15 protein-coding genes are annotated in these 18,948 nt (G+C 65.4%); 9 read left to right on the top strand and 6 right to left on the bottom strand.

Going from position 1 to position 18,948, the window contains the following annotated elements:
- Positions 1-3: 3 nt before the first annotated feature.
- Both parE and ACT7DK_RS03240 read right to left on the bottom strand, forming a co-directional pair.
- Complete coding sequence (gene parE / locus ACT7DK_RS03245; protein WP_096778414.1) at positions 4-1,899, bottom strand: DNA topoisomerase IV subunit B; 1,896 nt, start codon at positions 1,897-1,899, stop codon at positions 4-6.
- A 109-nt stretch (positions 1,900-2,008) separates the two neighbouring features.
- Positions 2,009-2,581 carry a YqiA/YcfP family alpha/beta fold hydrolase gene (locus ACT7DK_RS03240; RefSeq protein ID WP_445396272.1) on the bottom strand — a complete coding sequence of 191 codons (573 nt, stop codon included), beginning with the start codon at positions 2,579-2,581 and terminating at the stop codon, positions 2,009-2,011.
- Between the two features lie 335 nt (positions 2,582-2,916).
- On the opposite strand from ACT7DK_RS03240, the gene ACT7DK_RS03235 reads away from it, so the two are divergent.
- Genes ACT7DK_RS03235 through ACT7DK_RS03225 form a run of 3 tightly spaced genes read left to right on the top strand, consistent with a single transcriptional unit; the run spans position 2,917 to position 5,961 of the window.
- On the top strand, positions 2,917-4,230 hold the full coding sequence (locus ACT7DK_RS03235; RefSeq protein WP_445396270.1) for a CmpA/NrtA family ABC transporter substrate-binding protein: 1,314 nt from the start codon (positions 2,917-2,919) through the stop codon (positions 4,228-4,230).
- A 16-nt stretch (positions 4,231-4,246) separates the two neighbouring features.
- Complete coding sequence (ntrB, locus tag ACT7DK_RS03230; protein WP_445396268.1) at positions 4,247-5,104, top strand: nitrate ABC transporter permease; 858 nt, start codon at positions 4,247-4,249, stop codon at positions 5,102-5,104.
- A gap of 11 nt (positions 5,105-5,115) precedes the next feature.
- Positions 5,116-5,961, top strand: a complete 846-nt coding sequence (locus ACT7DK_RS03225) for an ABC transporter ATP-binding protein (protein WP_445396266.1) — start codon at positions 5,116-5,118, stop codon at positions 5,959-5,961.
- A 1-nt stretch (position 5,962) separates the two neighbouring features.
- Here ACT7DK_RS03225 and ACT7DK_RS03220 read toward each other — a convergent pair whose 3' ends face one another.
- Genes ACT7DK_RS03220 through nudF form a run of 4 tightly spaced genes read right to left on the bottom strand, consistent with a single transcriptional unit; the run spans position 5,963 to position 9,234 of the window.
- The gene (locus tag ACT7DK_RS03220; protein ID WP_445396264.1) at positions 5,963-7,246 is read right to left on the bottom strand and encodes a nitrate- and nitrite sensing domain-containing protein; all 1,284 of its coding nucleotides are present in this window, start codon (positions 7,244-7,246) and stop codon (positions 5,963-5,965) included.
- Positions 7,247-7,306: 60 nt separating this feature from the next.
- A complete protein-coding gene (cpdA, locus tag ACT7DK_RS03215; RefSeq protein ID WP_445396262.1) occupies positions 7,307-8,092 on the bottom strand; it encodes a 3',5'-cyclic-AMP phosphodiesterase in 786 nt (261 codons plus the stop codon).
- Positions 8,093-8,148: 56 nt separating this feature from the next.
- A complete protein-coding gene (locus tag ACT7DK_RS03210; RefSeq protein ID WP_445396260.1) occupies positions 8,149-8,592 on the bottom strand; it encodes a DUF1249 domain-containing protein in 444 nt (147 codons plus the stop codon).
- Positions 8,593-8,613: 21 nt separating this feature from the next.
- Positions 8,614-9,234: an ADP-ribose diphosphatase gene (gene nudF, locus ACT7DK_RS03205; RefSeq protein WP_445396258.1), complete on the bottom strand. Its 621-nt coding sequence runs from the start codon at positions 9,232-9,234 to the stop codon at positions 8,614-8,616.
- A 214-nt stretch (positions 9,235-9,448) separates the two neighbouring features.
- Between nudF and tolC the strand changes: the two genes are divergently transcribed.
- From tolC to nirD, 6 genes are all read left to right on the top strand, one after another.
- Positions 9,449-10,753 carry an outer membrane channel protein TolC gene (gene tolC / locus ACT7DK_RS03200; protein WP_445396256.1) on the top strand — a complete coding sequence of 435 codons (1,305 nt, stop codon included), beginning with the start codon at positions 9,449-9,451 and terminating at the stop codon, positions 10,751-10,753.
- A 197-nt stretch (positions 10,754-10,950) separates the two neighbouring features.
- Positions 10,951-13,563, top strand: coding sequence for a nitrate reductase (locus ACT7DK_RS03195; protein WP_445396254.1), 2,613 nt, complete (start codon positions 10,951-10,953; stop codon positions 13,561-13,563).
- 284 nt (positions 13,564-13,847) lie between these two features.
- Positions 13,848-14,654: a hypothetical protein gene (locus ACT7DK_RS03190; protein ID WP_445396252.1), complete on the top strand. Its 807-nt coding sequence runs from the start codon at positions 13,848-13,850 to the stop codon at positions 14,652-14,654.
- Between the two features lie 195 nt (positions 14,655-14,849).
- Complete coding sequence (gene cobA / locus ACT7DK_RS03185; protein ID WP_445396250.1) at positions 14,850-15,611, top strand: uroporphyrinogen-III C-methyltransferase; 762 nt, start codon at positions 14,850-14,852, stop codon at positions 15,609-15,611.
- 372 nt (positions 15,612-15,983) lie between these two features.
- The gene (gene nirB, locus ACT7DK_RS03180) at positions 15,984-18,497 is read left to right on the top strand and encodes a nitrite reductase large subunit NirB (RefSeq protein WP_445396248.1); all 2,514 of its coding nucleotides are present in this window, start codon (positions 15,984-15,986) and stop codon (positions 18,495-18,497) included.
- Positions 18,494-18,814: a nitrite reductase small subunit NirD gene (gene nirD, locus ACT7DK_RS03175; protein WP_106731147.1), complete on the top strand. Its 321-nt coding sequence runs from the start codon at positions 18,494-18,496 to the stop codon at positions 18,812-18,814. Before nirB ends, nirD begins: the two co-directional genes overlap by 4 nt.
- The last annotated feature ends 134 nt before the right edge of the window (positions 18,815-18,948 follow it).

Here is an 18,948-nt window from a genome sequence, read left to right as displayed (position 1 = left end):
TCCTCAGGCCAGGGGGTCGACCAGGTTGCCCTTGGTTTCCAGCCATTCCCGGCGATCGCCGGAACGCTTCTTGGCCAGCAGCATGTCCATCAGTTGCTCCGTGGCCTCGGCATCCTCCACCGTCAGCTGCACCAGCCGGCGGGTGTTGGGATCCAGGGTGGTTTCGCGCAACTGCTTGGGGTTCATCTCGCCCAGGCCCTTGAAGCGGGTGACCTGCACCTTGCCCTTTTTCTTCTCGGCGGCGATCCGCTCCAGCACCCCGTCGCGCTCGTCCTCGTCGAGGGCGTAGAACACCTCCTTGCCCACGTCGATGCGGTACAGGGGCGGCATGGCCACGTACACATGGCCCCGCTCCACCAGGGTGCGGAAGTGGCGCACGAACAGGGCGCACAGCAGGGTGGCGATGTGCAGGCCGTCCGAGTCGGCGTCGGCCAGGATGCACACCTTGCCGTAGCGCAGGTCGGACAGGTCGTCCGAGTCCGGATCCAGGCCGATGGCCACCGAGATGTCGTGCACTTCCTGGGAGGCCAGCACCTGGCCGGACTCCACTTCCCAGGTATTAAGAATTTTCCCACGCAGCGGCATAATGGCCTGGAACTCCCGATCCCGCGCCTGCTTGGCGCTGCCGCCGGCCGAGTCCCCTTCCACCAGGAACAGCTCGCCCTGCATGGGATCCGAGCAGGCGCAGTCGGTCAGCTTGCCGGGCAGGGCCGGGCCCTGGGTCACCTTCTTGCGCACCACCTTCTTGGCCTGGCGCAGCCGGCGCTGGGCGCTGCTGATGCACAGCTCGGCGATCTGTTCGGCCAGCTCGATATGCTGGTTCAGCCACAGGCTGAAGGCGTCCTTCACCACCCCGGAGACGAAGGCCGCGCTCTGGCGCGACGACAGCCGCTCCTTGGTCTGGCCGGCGAACTGGGGATCCTGCATCTTCACCGACAGGATGTAGGCACAGCGTTCCCAGATGTCGTCCGGGGTCAGCTTGACCCCGCGCGGCAGCAGGTTGCGGAACTCGCAGAACTCGCGCATGGCGTCCAGCAGGCCCTGGCGCAGGCCGTTGACGTGGGTGCCGCCCTGGGCGGTGGGGATCAGGTTGACGTAGCTCTCGCCCAGCCCTTCGCCACCGTCCGGCAGCCAGGTCAGGGCCCATTCCACCGCCGAGTGCTCGGCGGTGAAGTTGCCGGTAAACGGCTGCTCAGGCAGGCAGGTGAACTCCTTCACCGCTTCCACCAGGTAATCCTTGAGACCGTCCTGGTAGCACCATTCCAGGGTCTCGTTGTTGACCCTGTCCTCGAAGCGGATGGCGAGCCCGGGGCAGAGCACCGCCTTGGCCTTGAGCAGGTGCTTCAGGCGGGTAGCGGAGAATTTGGGCGAGTCGAAATAGCCGGCATCGGGCCAGAAGCGCACCCGGGTGCCGGTGTTGCGCTGGCCGCAGGTGCCGGTCACGGTGAGTTCGCTCACCTTGTTGCCGTGCTCGAAGGCCATCTCGAACACCTGGCCGCCGCGGCGCACGGTGACGTCGACCCGGCTGCTCAAGGCGTTGACCACGGAAATGCCCACCCCGTGCAGGCCGCCGGAAAACTGGTAGTTCTTGTTGGAGAACTTGCCGCCGGCGTGCAGCTTGCAGAAGATCAGCTCCACCCCGGAAATGCCTTCCTCCGGGTGGATGTCCACCGGCATGCCCCGGCCGTCGTCGATCACCTCGAGCGACTGGTCGTCGTGCAGTATCACCTCGACCTTGCTGGCGTGGCCGGCCAGGGCCTCGTCCACGCTGTTGTCGATGACCTCCTGGCCCAGGTGGTTGGGACGGGCGGTGTCCGTATACATGCCGGGGCGACGCCGCACCGGCTCCAGGCCATTGAGCACCTCAATGGCGTCGGCAGTATATTGACTCGATGTCATATTGACCTTCGGTAATCAGGGGTATTGGCGGGCATCTTACTACCGGAAGCCAGCAGCTGGAAGCTGGAAGCCTGAAGGACAGGAACACCTCCGGCTTCCGGCTTACGGCTTAAAGCTTGAGAAAACGGATGATCTGGGCGCAGTAGTGCTCGAAGCCGATGAAGGAATGGTCGCCGCCCTTCTGGATGCAGACCCGGGCGAAGCGGTAGTAGTCCAGCGCTTCCCGGTAGTCGAGCACCTCGTCGCCCTGCTGTTGCAGCAGCCAGATGCGGTCCAGGCAGCTCGGCGCGTCCACCCGCAGGGCGGCCAGCTCGGCCATGTGTCCGGCGGTCAGGACATAGCGCTCGCCGGTATAGGGGTTGAGCTGCTCGCCCAGCCAGTCGCCGAGCAGAATATGGGGATTGACCGCCGGGTTGATGACCACGGCGCGTACCCCGTACCACTGGGCCACCCGGGTGGCCCAGAAGCCGCCGAGGGAGCTGCCCGCCACCCCGAAAGCCCCCTCCAGCCCATCGCAGATCGCCGTTATCTGGGCCCAGGCCGCCGCCGGGGTAGCCGCCAGTTGCGGGCAAATCAGACGGATATCGGGCCGGTGCCGGGCGAGATGTTCTCCCATCAGCCGGGCCTTGAACGACTGGGGGGAAGAATTGAAGCCGTGCAGATAAAGCAGCGTGGCCGTCATGCTGTGCACTCCTGCGGAAAAAAACTGCCTGCGAGCTTACCCGCCCGCCCCGGCAACCACAACGACATTCACTGCCTTAATGCGGTGCAATACGCACCACAACGGCACTTTTTCCTGCCCTCCGAGTGCGGCGCCAACCACCCCCAATGGGTTAACCCTTAGGGGATAACCCTTCAGAGGCAATCTGGAGACCTCTGGCACGCTTTCTGCTTAGGTCATGGCAAGATGGGTTCAATGGCGGACCCACTCATTCAGGCAACGTTGCCCACCGCAGGCTGCATGCAGATGCAGCGGCGAGTGGGCTTTTTTTTTTTGGCAAATCGAAGGAATGAACCATGACCAAGAAAATGTCCGTCCCCGTGGACGCCGCCGGACGCAGGCACTTCCTCAAAGCCTCCCTGGCCGCCGCCGGCGGGGCCGCCCTGTGGAGCAGCCTGCCGAGCCTGGGCTGGACGGCGGAAAGTACGGGTCCGCTCGAAACCAGGTCTGCCAAGCTGGGCTTTATCGCCCTCACCGACGCGGCGCCGCTGTTCGTGGCCGACGAGAAGGGCTTCTTCGCCAGGCACGGCATGACCGAAGTTCAGGTGCTCAAGCAGTCCTCCTGGGGCACCACCCGCGACAACCTGGTGCTGGGCTCGGCCAGCAACGGCATCGACGGCGCCCATATCCTCTCCTCCATGCCCTACCTCATCAGTTCCGGCGCCATGACCGCCAACAACGTGCCCACCCCCATGTACACCCTGGCCCGGCTCAACCTGGCCGGCCAGTGCATCTCGGTGGGCAAGGAGTACCAGGAACTCAAGGTCGGGCTGGATCTGGCCGAGTTCCGGCAGGCGCTGGCCGCCAAGCAGGCCGGCGGCCAGCAGGTGAAGGCGGCCATGACCTTTCCCGGCGGTACCCACGATCTCTGGATCCGTTACTGGATGGCGGCCGGCGGCATCGATCCCAACCAGGACATCGCCACCATAGTGGTGCCGCCGGCACAGATGGTGGCCAACATGAAGGTGGGCAGCATGGATACCTTCTGCGTATGCGAGCCCTGGAACGAGCAGTTGATCCACCAGGGCATCGGCTACACCGCCAACACCACCGGCGAGTTGTGGCACAACCACCCGGAAAAGGCCTTCGCCATGCGCGCCGACTACGTGGACCAGCACCCCAACGCCACCAAGGCGCTGCTCAAGGCGATCATGGAAGCACAGATCTTCTGCGAACAACCGGAAAACCGCGAGGAAGTAGCGCAGATCTGCGCCAAGCGCCGCTGGATCAACGCCCCCTTCAAGGACATTATCAACCGTATGCAGGGCCACTTCGACTACGGCACCGGCCGTATCGTGGAGAACAGCCCGCACCAGATGCGCTACTGGAAGGACCAGGCCTCCTATCCCTTCCAGAGCCACGATCTGTGGTTCCTGGTGGAAAACATGCGCTGGGGCTACCTGCCCACCGACCTCGACACCCAGGCGCTGATCGCCCGGGTCAACCGGGAAGACCTGTGGCGCACCGCCGCCGCCGAGCTGGGGGTGGACAAGGCCGACATTCCCGCCTCCCGCTCCCGCGGCATCGAAACCTTCTTCGACGGCAAGCGGTTCGATCCCGAGAACCCCATGGCCTACCTGGACAGCCTGGCCATCAAGACGCTGGCCTGACCCAAGGAGCATTATCATGCGTACCGACAGCACTTCTTCCCCGACTCCTGCACTCACCCGGCGGGCGCCCCGCCCGGCTCCCCTCGGCCCCGTGCTGCGCTACGGCCTGAACCACCTGGTCCCGCCGCTGGTGATCCTGGCCGGGCTGCTGCTGCTGTGGCAGCTGCTGTGCTCCGGCAGCGATGCCGCCCTGCCACCGCCCAGCCAGGTGCTGAGCGATACCTGGGAGCTGATCACCGATCCCTTCTACAACAACGGCGGCAACGACGTGGGCATGGCCTGGCAGATCCTGGCCAGCCTGGAACGGGTGGCCTACGGCTACTGCCTGGCGGTGGTGGCGGGCGTGAGCCTGGGAGTCCTGGTGGGCCAGTCCACCTGGGCCATGCGTGGCCTGGACCCCATCTTCCAGGTGCTGCGCACCGTGCCGCCCCTGGCCTGGCTGCCGATCTCCCTGGCCGGCTTCCAGGACAGCAACCCGTCCGCCATCTTCGTGATCTTCATCACCTCGATCTGGCCCATCATCATCAACACCTCGGTGGGGGTGCGCAACATCCCCGAAGACTACCGCAACGTGGCCCGGGTGCTGCGGCTCAACGGCCTGGAATACTTCAGCCGCATCATGCTGCCCGCCGCCGCCCCCTATATCTTCTCCGGGCTGCGCATCGGGGTCGGCCTGTCGTGGCTGGCCATCGTCGCCGCCGAGATGCTGATCGGCGGCGTGGGCATCGGTTTCTTTATCTGGGACGCCTGGAACGCCTCGCTGATCAGCGACATCGTGCTGGCCCTGATCTATGTGGGCCTGGTGGGCTTCATTCTCGACCGCATCGTGGCGGTCTTCGGCCAATGGATTAGCCGCGGCACCAGCGCCGCCTGAGGAACATCATCATGAGTAGCCATTACCTGACCATCGAAAACGTCGACAAGGTTTACCCCACCGCCGGCGGTGCCAGCACCGTGCTGCAAGGCGTCAACCTCAGGGTGAACAAGGGGGAATACATTTCCATCATCGGCCACTCCGGCTGCGGCAAGAGCACGGTGCTCAACATCGTCGCCGGCCTGACCGGCGCCAGCGGCGGCGGCGTCATCCTGGACGGGGCCGAGGTCACGACCCCGGGCCCGGAGCGGGCCCTGGTGTTCCAGAACCACTCCCTGCTGCCCTGGCTGACCGTCTATGAAAACGTGGCCCTGGCGGTGGACAAGACCTTCCGCCACAGCAAGACCAGGGCGGAGCGCCAGGACTGGATACTGCACAACCTGGCGCTGGTGAACATGAGCCACGCCCTGCACAAGCGGCCGAGCGAGATCTCCGGCGGCATGAAACAGCGGGTGGGCATCGCCCGGGCCCTGGCGATGGAGCCCAAGGTGCTGCTGCTGGACGAGCCCTTCGGCGCCCTCGACGCCCTGACCCGGGCCCACCTGCAGGACGAGGTGATGCGCATCCAGCACGAGCTGCGCAATACGGTACTGATGATCACCCACGACGTGGACGAGGCGGTGCTGCTCTCCGACCGCATCGTGATGATGACCAACGGCCCGGCCGCCACCATCGGCGAGGTGCTGACCATCGACCTGCCCCGGCCCCGGGACAGGATCGCCCTGGCCGACAATCCGCGCTACAACCACTACCGCCACGAGGTGCTGCGCTTCCTCTACGAGAAACAGCGCAAGCTGGAGCCGCTGCGCCCCCGGCGGGAAACCACCCCGGCGGCGGCCCGGGCCGCCAAGGCCTGAGTCAGGTCCACACCTCGGCCAGGGCGATCAGCTCCCTGGCCACATCCAGCTGGCGCCGCCCCTGCTCCATGGAGGTGCGGCGCAGCAGCTGGTGGGCTTCCTCTTCCGACAGCTGGCGATGAGCCATCAGCAGCCCCTTGGCCCGCTCCACCACCTTGCGTTCTTCCAGCGCCGTCCGGGCGTTGTTGAGCTCGTCCTGCATCTGCTGCAGCCGGCGGGACTGGGACTGCAGCAGCTCGATCAGCGAGCGGCCCAGCTGCGGGCTCAGGCCATGGTAGCCGTCGCTGCCGGCCAGCCCGCCTTGTGCCGCGCAGAACACCACGAAGGCATCGTCCTGGCCCTGCTGGAAGCGGGGCAGCAGATCGACCACCGAACAGTGCTGGGCCAGGCTGTCCCGGGCCGCGGAAAGCTTGCCGGCGCACAGCACCTCGAGCCGGGCGGCCAGGCACAGCTCCACCTGCTGCATGGTGTCGATGCGGGCGCTCATCACTTCGAACCAGCGCTGTCCCAGCCGGGGGTCGAAGGCGGTACGCTCATTGCTGGTGCACAGCAGCCGGCGCAGGCGCTCCACCTCGATCAGGCCGGTATCCTGCTGGCACTGGCGCCATACCGCCCAGGAGGCCGGATCCACGAAGCCGGCGAACACCTCGAAGCAGCGTTCCTCGCCCTCGATCAGGTGCTGGATACGGGACGAAATATCGCCGCCGCCCTGGCCCGAGGCGAGGGCCGCCGCTCCCGCCGCCCGCTCCTGACCGGTGAGCTCCTTGCCCTGCATGAAATGGAACATGGCCACCAGCAGCCGGGCGATATCCGGATCCACCGCCGCGTCGGCGGCCTCGAACACCACCGCCAGCAGCCCCTGCAGCAGTTCGGTATAGACCCGGGTGGCGGCCTCCGCCGGGATGGCCAGGCGACCGACCTCGTCCCGCAGCCGGTCGATGTCCGACAGTATGTGCACCGCGTAGCCGATGCGGTTGAGCAGCCGGCTGCCGGCCTGCACCGTGTTCTGCCGCAGGTTGAGCGCCGCCAGGGCCTGATGGAACTGTTCCCGCTGCCGCTCACTGTCGCGCCGGATGGCCTGCAGCTCGGGGCCGAAGCGTTCCCCCCGGGAGCCCAGGTACATGTTGGACGCCCCCCGCTCCCGCTGCAGGGCGTGCACCAGGTGGCTGATGCAGACCACCAGTTGTCCCATGCGCAGTAACTGCTCCAGGATCTGGATCTCGCATTCCTTGGAGGCGATCAGGTAATCGGTGGCGTCGGCTCGCCAGGCTGAAGTCTCTGCCATGGTCTTGCTCCGTTGGACTAAAGGGCTTGACCCAACGGAAGCAAGAAATACGCCAGTTGCTTAGTAACCGGTGGCGCTGAAGTCGGGCACGAAGGCGTTCGGCGGCAGCCGCCATACCTGGGTGCTGAGCCGGCCGTCGGGATAGAGGGAGAGGGCGCGCCAGCCCGGGGCCGTGCTGTCGAGGGCAAAATCGTCGGACAGGGGCTTGAACTGGATGCAGGTAGAGGGGCTGGCCAGGTAACGTACCCCGTCGTGTATCTCGTCGAAGCCCTGGTGGACGTGGCCGAACAGCACCACCCGGGCGGCCCGGTGCCGTGCCAGCCGCCGCTTGAGCTCGTCGGCGTTGCGCAGGTTGTGCTGATCCAGCCAGGCGCAGCCCACCGGCACCGCCTGGTGGTGCACCGCCACCAGCAGGTGGTGGCGGGGGTAGTCGGTGACCGCCCGCTCCAGCAGCTCGAGCTGCTCCGGCGCCAGCTCGCCGTGTACGGCGCCGCGCAGCTGGGTGTCGAGCAACAGTATCTGCCAGTTGCCACACAGCAGGTGCTTGGCGTTGCTGATTCCGGCCGCATCCAGCTCGGCCTGCATCACCGGGGCATCGTCGTGGTTGCCCGGCAGCCAGAACACCGGCGGCGCCAGCCGCGCCATCAACCGGCTAAAGTGCCGGTAGGACTCGGGGCTGTGATCCTGGGACAGATCGCCGGTGGCCAGGATCAGATCCCGGGGGCTGTCGTCTTCCAGTATGGCGTCGACCACCGCCCGGCAGCTGTGCCAGGAGGCGATGCCCAGCAGGTCGGTGTCGGTACCGGCAAAAAGATGGGTATCGGTGATCTGCAGCAGCTCGATCACGCCATCGGTACGATGAGGGTGGAGCCGGGTAGGTACTGGTTGTGTCGTTGCCCTGTTCAAAGCTGTTTGACCGTGCTGAATCCGTGGTAAAGGCAACATCTCAGCCATTCGGCCAGGAAGAGGTTAACCTGTTCTTTTTCATTGGGATGATGCATGTTTTTATTAGGGTAATCATAACTCGGTTGCAGTGCAAAAATCTGCTGACTGGCACACACTTCGGCCATGCGCACGTCATGATAAAGCCGAACCCGGACCTTCATGCGCATGAAACAGGGCAACCCGGGAGTGCACTGTTCGATGGACACATGCCAGGTGTAGGGGGCGATTTCCAGCACCCGCAGCACGAACAGCAGCTGGTCGCTGATGCCGACCGACACGCTCTCACCCGCCGAAGCCCCCTTGGGCAGCAGCTTCATCAGCGCCAGGTAGTTGGTGTCGCAGGTACGCTGCAACGCCTTCAGATCCGGAACATGTTTGCGGGCAGTGCTCACCGAAACCAACAGCTTCTCCTCATCTTCGATTCAGGCACCGGCGCGCCCATGCGCGCGGTGCAGTTCCAACCATTGTAGTGCGATCACGCTGGCGGCATTATCTATTTTTCCTTCCGCCAGCCACCGCATCGCCTGGGCCCGGGGCAGACGATGCACCCGGATGTCCTCGCCCTCGTGAACCAGGCCGGCATGCTCGGCCGCTTCGGCGGCATCCACCTCGCCGATAAAGACGGTGATACGCTCACTGCAGCCGCCGGGACTGGAGTAGTAACTGAGTGCCCGGGTCAGGGTTTTCAGGGTCAGGCCCGCCTCTTCCTGCGCCTCGCGCCGCACCACCTCCTCCTCCGACTCGCCCTCTTCCACTATGCCTGCCACTATCTCCAGCAGCCAGGGACTGTGCTGGTTGTGAATGGCTCCCACCCGGAACTGTTCCACCATCACCACTTCGTCGCGCACCGGATCATAGGGCAGCACGGCGGCGGCATGGCCCCGGTCGAACAACTCACGGGTAAGCGTTGGCCCCCAGCCACCGGCAAAGAGCCGGTGCCGCAGGCGCACCTTCAGCAACCGAAAAAAGCCGTTGTAGCCTACCTCTTCGGCCAATAGCTGCATATCCTCCCGGCCGAAGGCGGTACGGTTTTTGGTGGTCATATCGACTCCTGTCTTGACATTTAACCGGCAGATTTTAGACTAACGCCATCATGAATGAACGTTCATTCACAAGTGAGCCACCCATGAGGGCTCACACTATCCCCATATTACTGCAACGAAAAACGGTCACGCTACCGTTATACTGAACGACGAAAACAAGATGCCTGCCCCCAGCACGGCGATAATTGGTCCATCCGTTATTAAAGGCTACATAATGAAGAAAACGCTGTTGTCGACCCTGGTGCTACTTTGCACGGCGGGCCCGGTTCACGCCGAGGACTTGCTGGATATCTACCGGCAGGCGACCCAGAACGATCCCCAGGTGCGCGAAGCCAAGGCACGCCGCGATGCCGCCTTCGAACAAATCAACGAGTCCCGGGCTCCTTTATTGCCCCAGGTGAATCTCGGTGCCGGCGCCAGCCAGGTGCAGAGCAATCACGACGACCGCAGTACCCGCTCCACCGCTAACCTGGGTGCCACCCTGGGCCAGGCGCTCTATCGCCGGGCCAGCTGGATCGGCCTGGACATCACCGAAAAAGCCGCCGCCCAAAGCGAAGTCGTCTATAAACAGGTACAGCAGAACCTGATCCTCAGGGCCACCCAGGCCTATTTCGACGTGCTGGCCGCGCAAGACAACCTCAGCTTTGTCCAGGCCAACAAAGAGGCGGTCAGCCGCCAGCTGGATCAGACCCGGCAGCGTTTCGAAGTGGGGCTGAGTGCCATGACCGACGTGCACGAAGCCCAGGCCCAGTACGACCAGGCCCTGGCCGAGGAAATCAGCGCGGAAAACGCGGTCAACAACGCCAAGGAAGGACTGCGCGAACTCACCGGCATCAGCTATGCGCGCCTCAACGAACTCGATACCGACGCCTTCAGCCCGGTGCAGCCCGGTGCCGCCGCCGATGCCTGGCTGGAGATCGCCCTGGAGCAGAACCTGGAGCTGCACAGCCAGCGCATCAGCAAGGACATCGCCAACGAGCAGATCGGCCTGGCCCAGTCGGGGCGTCTGCCGACCCTGGATCTGAACGCCGGCCTGACCAGCAGCTACAGCGACTTCAAGAATCCGAACCAGAATAATGACGGCACCCTGAACGAAGGCAGCATAGGCCTGAGCTTCAACCTGCCGGTCTATTCCGGCGGCGCCGTCAGCTCCCAGATCAAGCAGTCGCAGCACAACTACGTGGCGGCCAGCGAACAACTGGAGCGCAGCTTCCGCTCGGTGCAGAGCCAGCTGTACTCCTCCTACAACGACGTCACCGGCGCCATCGGCTCCATTAGAGCCTTCGAGCAGTTCGTGGTGTCGGCAGAAAGCGCGCTCAGCGCCACCGAAGCCGGTTACGAAGTGGGCACCCGCACCATAGTGGACGTACTCAACGCCACCCGCCAGCTGTACGAAGCCAAGCGCCAGCTGTCCGAGGCCCGCTACAACTACATCCTGAGCCAGCTGCGGCTGAAGCTGGCCGCCGGCAACCTGACCGAGCAGGATCTGGTGGACATCAACAACGGGTTGAAACGCTGAGCCCGGAAGCACCTTCCCAGGCGGCCCGGGCCGCCTTCCTTGCCCAAAGCGTTGCACCATCATATGGTCCCTGCCTTATGATGGTGCATTCCCCCCTCCCCCGCCTTCTGTTAATTTATTGATAACAAAGAAAATGGCATCATGGCACAGGCCTTGCTTCATGACTGACAGAGTCACTGATTATTTACAAGGCCACTATGACAGCTTCGATCCATACCACCTGCCCCTATTGCGGCGTTGGCTGCGGCGTTAAGGTCGACAGCCAGGGCATTCCCAGCGGCGATGCCCAGCATCCCGCCAACCTCGGTGCGCTGTGCGTCAAAGGCATGGCCCTGGGCGAAAGCCAGACCCTGCCGAACCGCCTGCTCTATCCGCGGGTGAACGACGAGCAGGTGGACTGGCCCCAGGCCGTCGAGCATATCGCCCATCGCCTGGGCGACATCATCGAGCGCCACGGCCCCGGGGCGGTGGCCTTCTACGGCTCGGGCCAGATGCTGACCGAAGACTACTACGTGGCCAACAAGCTGATGAAGGGCTTTATCGGCTCCGCCAATATCGACACCAACTCCCGGCTGTGCATGTCCTCCGCCGTGGCCGCCCACCAGCGCGCCTTCGGCGAGGACGCGGTGCCGGCCAGCTACGACGATATCGACGACGCCGAACTGGTGGTGATCGTCGGCGCCAACACCGCATGGACCCATCCGGTGCTGTTCCGCCGGCTGGAAGCCGCCAAGGCCGCCAACCCGAAGCAGCGGTGGGTGGTGATCGACCCCCGCGCCACCGCCACCAGCCAACAGGCGGATCTGCACCTGGCCGTCACCCCCGGCACCGACCTGATGCTGTTCAACGGCCTGGCCCGCCGTATCCTCGACAGCGACCGCCTGGATCGCCACTTCGTGGAGCAACATGTCTCAGGCGCTGACGAGCTGTACCGACAGCTGTCCGGCCCCGAATACGCTCCCGAGCGGGTGGCCGAAACCACCGGCCTGTCCGTCGCCCAGCTCAACCGCTTCTATCAGTTGTTCCTGGACAACCCCAAGACCCTGACCCTGTTCTGCATGGGCATCAACCAGTCGTTGCAGGGCACCTTCAACGCCGGCGCCATCATCAACTGCCACCTGCTCACCGGCCGCATCGGCAAGCCCGGCGCCGCGCCCTTCTCCCTCACCGGCCAGCCCAACGCCATGGGCGGGCGGGAAGTGGGCGGCCTGGCCAACCAGCTGGCGGCCCACATGGACTTCGCCCCGGCCAACCGGGACAAGGTAGCCCGCTTCTGGGGTTCCGACCGCCTGGCCCAGGCCCCCGGCCACAAGGCGATGGAGATGATCGATGCCATCGAGCGCGGCGAGATCAAGGCGCTGTGGGTGATGGGCTCCAACCCGGCGGTGTCGCTGCCCGACAGCGCCCGCGCCCGGCGCGCCCTGGCCAAGTGCGAGCTGCTGATCGTCTCCGACATCAGCCCCAACACCGACACCGCCAAACTGGCCCAGGTGCTGCTGCCCGCCGCCGGCTGGGGCGAGAAGGACGGCACCGTCACCAACTCCGCGCGCATCATCTCCCGCCAGCGCCCCTTCAAGCCGGCCCCCGGCGCCGCCCGGCCGGACTGGTGGGCCCTGTGCCAGGTGGCCCGGGCCATGGGCTTCGAGCAGGCCTTCGGCTTCGCCTCCGCCGCCGACGTGTTCCGCGAGCACGCCGCCCTCACCGGCTTCGAGAACGGCGGCGAGCGGCTGTTCGACATCTCCGCGCTCAGCACTCTGAGCGACGACGAATTCAACACCCTGACCCCGCGCAGCTGGCCCCTGGCCGGCAAAGACGGCGGCCCGGCCCGGCTGTTCACCGAGGGCCGCTTCCCCACCGCCGACGGCAAGGCCCGGCTGCAGTTGAGCGCACCGCTCGCCCCCGCCGGCGAGGGTGCCGAGCTGCTGCTCAACACCGGCCGGTTGCGCGATCAGTGGCACACCATGAGCCGCACCGGCCACGTGGCCCGGCTGATGGCGGCGGCCACCGAGCCCCAGGCCCAGCTCCACCCGGACACCCTGGCCCGCCACGGGCTGAACAAGGCCGAGCTGATCGAACTGCGCAACGAGCACGGCGCCACCCTGGTGCGGCCGGTGGCCGACGACGGCATGGCCCCCGGCCAGGTGTTCGTGCCCATGCACTGGAGCGAGGAATTCAGCGCCGGCGGCCGGGTCAACGATCTGGTCGAGGCCCGCGGCTGCGCCCTCTCCGGCCAGCCCGCGTTCAAGCAGAACCCGGTGCAGGTGAGCGCCGTGGAGCACCGGTGGCAGGCCAGCTGGATTGCCACCGAGGCGCCGGCCTGGCTGCCGCAATGGTGGAGCCGGCGTCCGCTGGCCCAGGGCGAGTGCTGGAGCCTGATCGACAGCCGATCCGATGCCGAGGAGGCCAGGACCCGGCTGACCGCCGAAGGCAGCTGGCTGGACTGGCCCCTGCCCCAGGGACGGCTGCTGGTCAACCTGGAGCAGGGCAAGATCGCCGGCCTGCTGCTGCTGGGCCTGTCGCCCTGGCACATCAACCCGGATCCGCTGGCAGCCCTGCTCGGCACCGCCCTGCAGCCCAGCCTGTTGCTCGGCCAACTGAGCCAGGCCCTGGCCGGCAACAGCAAGCTGGTATGCAGCTGCTGGAGCGTGAGCGAGGCGCAGATCCGCCGCGCCGTCGAGCAGCACGAGATCACCGAACTGCCGCAATTGCAGCAGTTGCTCAAGTGCGGCACCCGCTGCGGCTCCTGCGTGCCGGAACTGAAACAGATACTGGCGGTGTGCCAGACCCGGCTTCAGGGAGAGAAAATCTGATCGGGCCCTGGCCCGGCTTCCCGTACCGATGTTCTCGTTATCTCGGGCCCGGCCCGAGCCGTTTCCTCCAAACTCTGCCATTTGGCTGACTCCCTTGTTCGCAAGGGAGTTTTTTTTATCGCCGCCGCCTTGCCCCAAACTGGTGAACGCCTGCCCCGAAAACCATCACTTCGGACCGGAACCAATAAAAAAATCATTAACTATCAAAAATTAACATGTGGCGCGTTTTTTGAATCCCCAATGGCCAAGCCCGGCGACTCCCGTCCTCTCCAGGAGAACTGAACATGAAAATCATCCCCCTCACCCGCCTCGCCTCCCGCTGGCGCCTGCTCGGAGCCCTGCTCGTCCTGGTGCTATGGCAATGGCTGGCCAGCCTGCCGTCCCATCCCCCCGGCCCGCTGCAGCTGGGCGAACAACTGATACAACTGCTGAGGGAGCACGGTGCCGAGCAAGACAGGGAACGCGCCTTTTACCAGGGCGTGCTCCGACACCGGCTGCAGCAGGATGAGGATATCTCCTCCCCGCTCCGGCCCCCCGCCTTCGAGCGCACCCCCACCTTCTTCGATCAACTCCTGCTCAGCCTGCAGCGGGTCCTGGCCGGCTTCGCCCTGGCCGCCCTGCTGGCGGTGCCCGCCGGCCTGCTGCTGGGGAAAGGTCGACCTGGGATCGGCACCGGCTCGGGAATGTCGTTGTCCTGGCTGCTGCCGGCCCCCCTGGTGCTGGCCGCCCTGGTGCTGAGCCCCTTGCCCGGCGGCACCATCACGCTGCTGGGCTGCCTCCTGCTGGCCTGCCTGGCGCCAATCCTGCGTAACGTGGCCAGGGCCGTACGGGATCAGGCCAACGCCGGCAGGCTGGCCCCGGCCGTGCTCCAGGGCTTGCGCCTGCCCCTGGCCCTGGCCTGGTCGGTATTGCTCCTGGCCGAAATGGCGCTCCAGTCCCAGGGGCTGGGTCATTTCATCCTGTCCGAGCTGGACCGGGACGGCCAGGATGCCCAGGCCCGGGCCCTGCTGGGCATGGGCTGCGCCCTTCTGACCGCGGTGCTGCTGGATCGCCTGCTGCTCGGGCTGGGCCAGGCGGCCCCCCGCTCTTAGTGCAACATTTGCACCAGCCTGAGGCCAACGCCTTGTCATGGTGCAAGGCCACCATCCAGCCGGACGCAAGGCGCTGATTTATCCCGCAATTCAAAATGGCACCGCTTTTGCTTAATTCTGTACAGCACCGTCTTGTCCGGCGGGAACAGAATCACAGCCCCGTGGCGCCGCCTCGCGGTATTAAGGAGAGAAGCAATGAGCCAAAGCATGAATGTCACCCTGGTCGGCGCCGGCCCCGGCGATCCCGAGCTGCTCACCCTCAAGGCCCTGCGCGCCATCGAGCAGGCCCAGGTGGTGGTCTACGACAGCCTGGTCAGCCCCGACATACTGGCGCTGATCCCGGCCGGCGTAAAACGCATCGAAATGGGCAAGCGCTGCGGCAAGGCCAGCGCCCGCCAGGAAGACATCTGCGCCGTGCTGGTGCGGCTGGCCAAGGCCGGCAACCGGGTGGTACGGCTGAAGGGCGGCGACCCTTTCATCTTCGGTCGCGGCGGCGAAGAGGCGCTCTACCTCAAGCAGCACGGCATCCCCTTCAGCGTGGTGCCGGGCATCACCGCCGCCCTGGGCTGCGCCGCGGCCAGCCTGATCCCGCTGACCCACAGGGGGATGTCCCGCGCCGTCACCCTGGTTACCGGCCACCTGCAGCAGGGCGGAGAGTTCCGGGGCTGGTCCGCCCTGGCCCAGGCCGGCCAGACCCTGGTGTTCTACATGGGGCTGGAGCAGGCCACCGTGATCCAGCAGCAGCTGCTGGCCGAAGGCTGCCCCGCCTCGCTGCCGGTGGCATTGATTGAATCCGGCACCACCGCAGGGCAGCGGATCACCACCACCGAACTGGGCCGGCTGATCCACACCGCCGAACAGCTGACGCCCCGGGGACCGGTGCTGATGATGATCGGCGAAGTGGTCCGGCTGCGGGCCGAACTGACCGCCACCCTGGACTCCCTGGCCGTGGCCTGAGCCGCTTCCCGCCAGACCGCGGCCGCTTCATCCCTGTGGTGAAGCGGCCGCGGTTTTATCTGGCCCCGGGCACGATTGATGCCGGGGCATCGCTGAAAAGCCGCTTGCCTTCTTCCGCAAATACCCCTAAAGTAGTATCCAGCATCAATCCGTTCATTTCTGTTGCATCATCCTGGTGAAGCCTGCCCCGCCAGGGAGCATGCCATTATCCCCCTCACCCATAAAAACCCTTTAATATCAAACAGATAAAGTTTGGCACGCATTTTGATACCTATGGTTTAAGCGCTCGTCGCACAACTAATGGGGCCCGCACCAAGAAGGTCGCCAACAGTATCAACCCGCAAGCAAGTCCAGGGTGGCTTAAGGATAGCAATGATGAAACAGAAACTGATTGTCATCGGTAACGGCATGGTAGGTCATCACCTGCTGCAACAGCTGGTCGACCAGAACGGATTGGCGCAGTACGAGGTGACCGTGTTCGGCGCCGAGAAGCACGCCGCCTACGACCGGGTGCATCTGTCCGAGGTGTTCGGCGGCAAGGAGCCGGAAGAGCTGCTGATGGCCGCCCCCGACTGGTACCGGGAAAGCGGCCTGGAGTTGCGCCTGAACGAGGCGGTCACCGCCATCGACCGCCAGGCCAAGACCCTGACCACCGCCCTCGGCGAGGTACTGGAATACGACCGCCTGGTACTGGCCACCGGTTCCACTCCCTTCGTGCCGCCCATTCCGGGCCGTGATCGCAAGAAATGTTTCGTCTACCGCACCCTGGAAGATCTGGCCGACATCAAGGCCGCCTGCCAGAACGCCAAGACCGGCGTGGTCATCGGCGGCGGCCTGCTCGGCCTGGAAGCCGCCAACGCCCTGCGCCTGCTCGGCCTGGAGACCCATGTGGTGGAATTCGCCCCCCGGCTGATGCCGGTGCAGCTGGACCCCCAGGGCGGCACCCTGCTCAGGGAGAAGATCGAGCGCCTGGGGCTGCATGTGCACACCCAGAAAGCCACCCACCATATCATCGACGGCGAAAGCGCCACCCACCGCCTCAAGTTCGACGACGGCGGCATACTGGAAACCGACGTGCTGGTGTTCAGCGCCGGTATCCGCCCCCAGGATGCCCTGGGCAAGGCCGCCGGCCTCACCCTGGGTGAGCGGGGCGGCATCTGCATCAACGATCAGTGCCAGACCTCGGATCCGGACATCTACGCCATCGGCGAATGCGCCCTGTGGCAAGGCAAGCTGTTCGGCCTGGTCGCCCCCGGCTACCAGATGGCCCGCACCGTAGCCGCCAACCTGCTCGGCGGTGAAGGCGCCTTCCAGGGCGCCGACATGAGCACCAAGCTCAAGCTGCTGGGCGTGGAAGTCGGCGCCATCGGCGACGCCCACGGCCAGACCCCGGGCAGCCAGGAAGTGCTGCTGCTGGATCGCAGCAAGGATCTGTACAAGAAACTGGTGCTGAACGAAGCCGGCGATCGCCTGCTGGGCGCCGTGCTGGTGGGCGACACCGGCGACTACGACACCCTGCTGCAGACCTATCTCAACGACATGCCGCTGCCGGATCACCCGCTGGCCCTGCTGGTGCCGGAAGACGCCGCCGGCGGCGCGCCCAAGGCGGCCCTGCCGGCCACCGCCACCGTCTGCTCCTGCCACAACGTGAGCAAGGGCGCCATCATCGAGGCGGTGCAGGGCGGCGCCTGCGACGTGGCGGCGGTCAAGGCCTGCACCAAGGCCGGCACCGGCTGCGGCGGCTGTTCCGGCCTGCTCACCCAGGTGGTCAACCAGGCGCTGGAAGATCAGGGCATCAGCGCCGACAAGAGCCTGTGCGAGCACTTCGCCTACAGCCGCCAGGAGCTGTTCCACCTGATCAAGGTGGGCCAGATCAAGAGCTTCGACGAGCTGCTGCACCAGCACGGCACCGGCCTCGGCTGCGACGTCTGCAAGCCGGCGGCGGCGTCCATCTTCGCCTCCCTGTGGAACGAGCACGTACTGGCGCCCAAGCACCAGCCGCTGCAGGACACCAACGACACCTTCCTCGCCAACATGCAGAAGAACGGCACCTACTCGGTGGTGCCCCGGGTCCCGGGCGGCGAGATCACCCCGGAGCAGCTGATCGTGCTGGGCCAGGTGGCCAAGCGCTACGACCTCTACACCAAGGTCACCGGCGGCCAGCGCATCGACCTGTTCGGCGCCCGCCTGGAGCAGTTGCCGCTGATCTGGGAGGAACTGATCGACGCCGGCTTCGAAACCGGCCACGCCTACGGCAAGTCGCTGCGCACCGTCAAGTCCTGTGTCGGCTCCACCTGGTGCCGCTACGGGGTGCAGGACTCCCTGGATCTGGCGGTGGCCCTGGAGCACCGCTACAAGGGCCTGCGCTCGCCCCACAAACTGAAGTTCGCGGTATCCGGCTGCACCCGTGAGTGCGCCGAGGCCCAGGGCAAGGACGTGGGCGTGATCGCCACCGAGAAGGGCTGGAACCTGTACTTCGCCGGCAACGGCGGCATGCGCCCGCGCCACGCCGACCTGTTCGCCACCGATCTGGATACCGACACCCTGATCCGCTACATCGACCGGCTGCTGATGTTCTACGTGGCCACCGCCGACAAGCTGCAGCGCACCTCGGTGTGGATGGAAAACCTGGAAGGCGGCCTGGACTACCTGCGCGAGGTCATCATCGACGACTCCTTAGGCTTGGCCGAGGAGCTGGAAGGACGCATGGCGCATGTGATCGGCACCTACGAGTGCGAGTGGAAAGCCACCCTGCAGGATCCGGAAAAACTCAAGCGCTTCAAGAGCTTCGTCAATACCGACGAGGCCGACGACAGCATCGTATTCGAACGCAAGCGCGGCCAGATCCGCCCGGTAGAACTGATTGAAATCAAGGAGGTATCATGAGTCTTGTTCGTCTTTGCCAGCAGAGCGACATTCCCGAGTACAGCGGCATGGCCGCTCTGGTGGAGGGCCGGCAGCTGGCCCTGTTCAACCTGCCCGGGCTCGGTTACGTCGCCCTCGACAACTGGGATCCCATGGGCAAGGCCCAGGTGCTGGCCCGGGGCATCGTCGGCGACATCAAGGGCGAGCCCTGCGTGGCCTCGCCCCTGTACAAGCATCATTATTCATTGAAAGACGGCCGCTGCCTGGAGCAGGAGGACGTCAAGGTCAAGGTCTGGCCCCTGATCGCCAAGGACGGTCAGCTGTGGCTTGAGCAGTAATCCCTGACGGGATACGGAAGCGGGTTGGGCCAACGGGAATAGGGGAGCCGGAAACCCGCCTCGCTTCCACCTTAAATAATCAAACGGGGCCAATGCGGCCCCGTTTTTGTTTGACGACAACGTCGTCCGTTTTA

Source organism: Zobellella sp. An-6, assembly GCF_052487945.1.
Note: the sequence above shows the minus strand (reverse complement) of the source record. Positions and strands in the feature narration are given on the sequence as shown.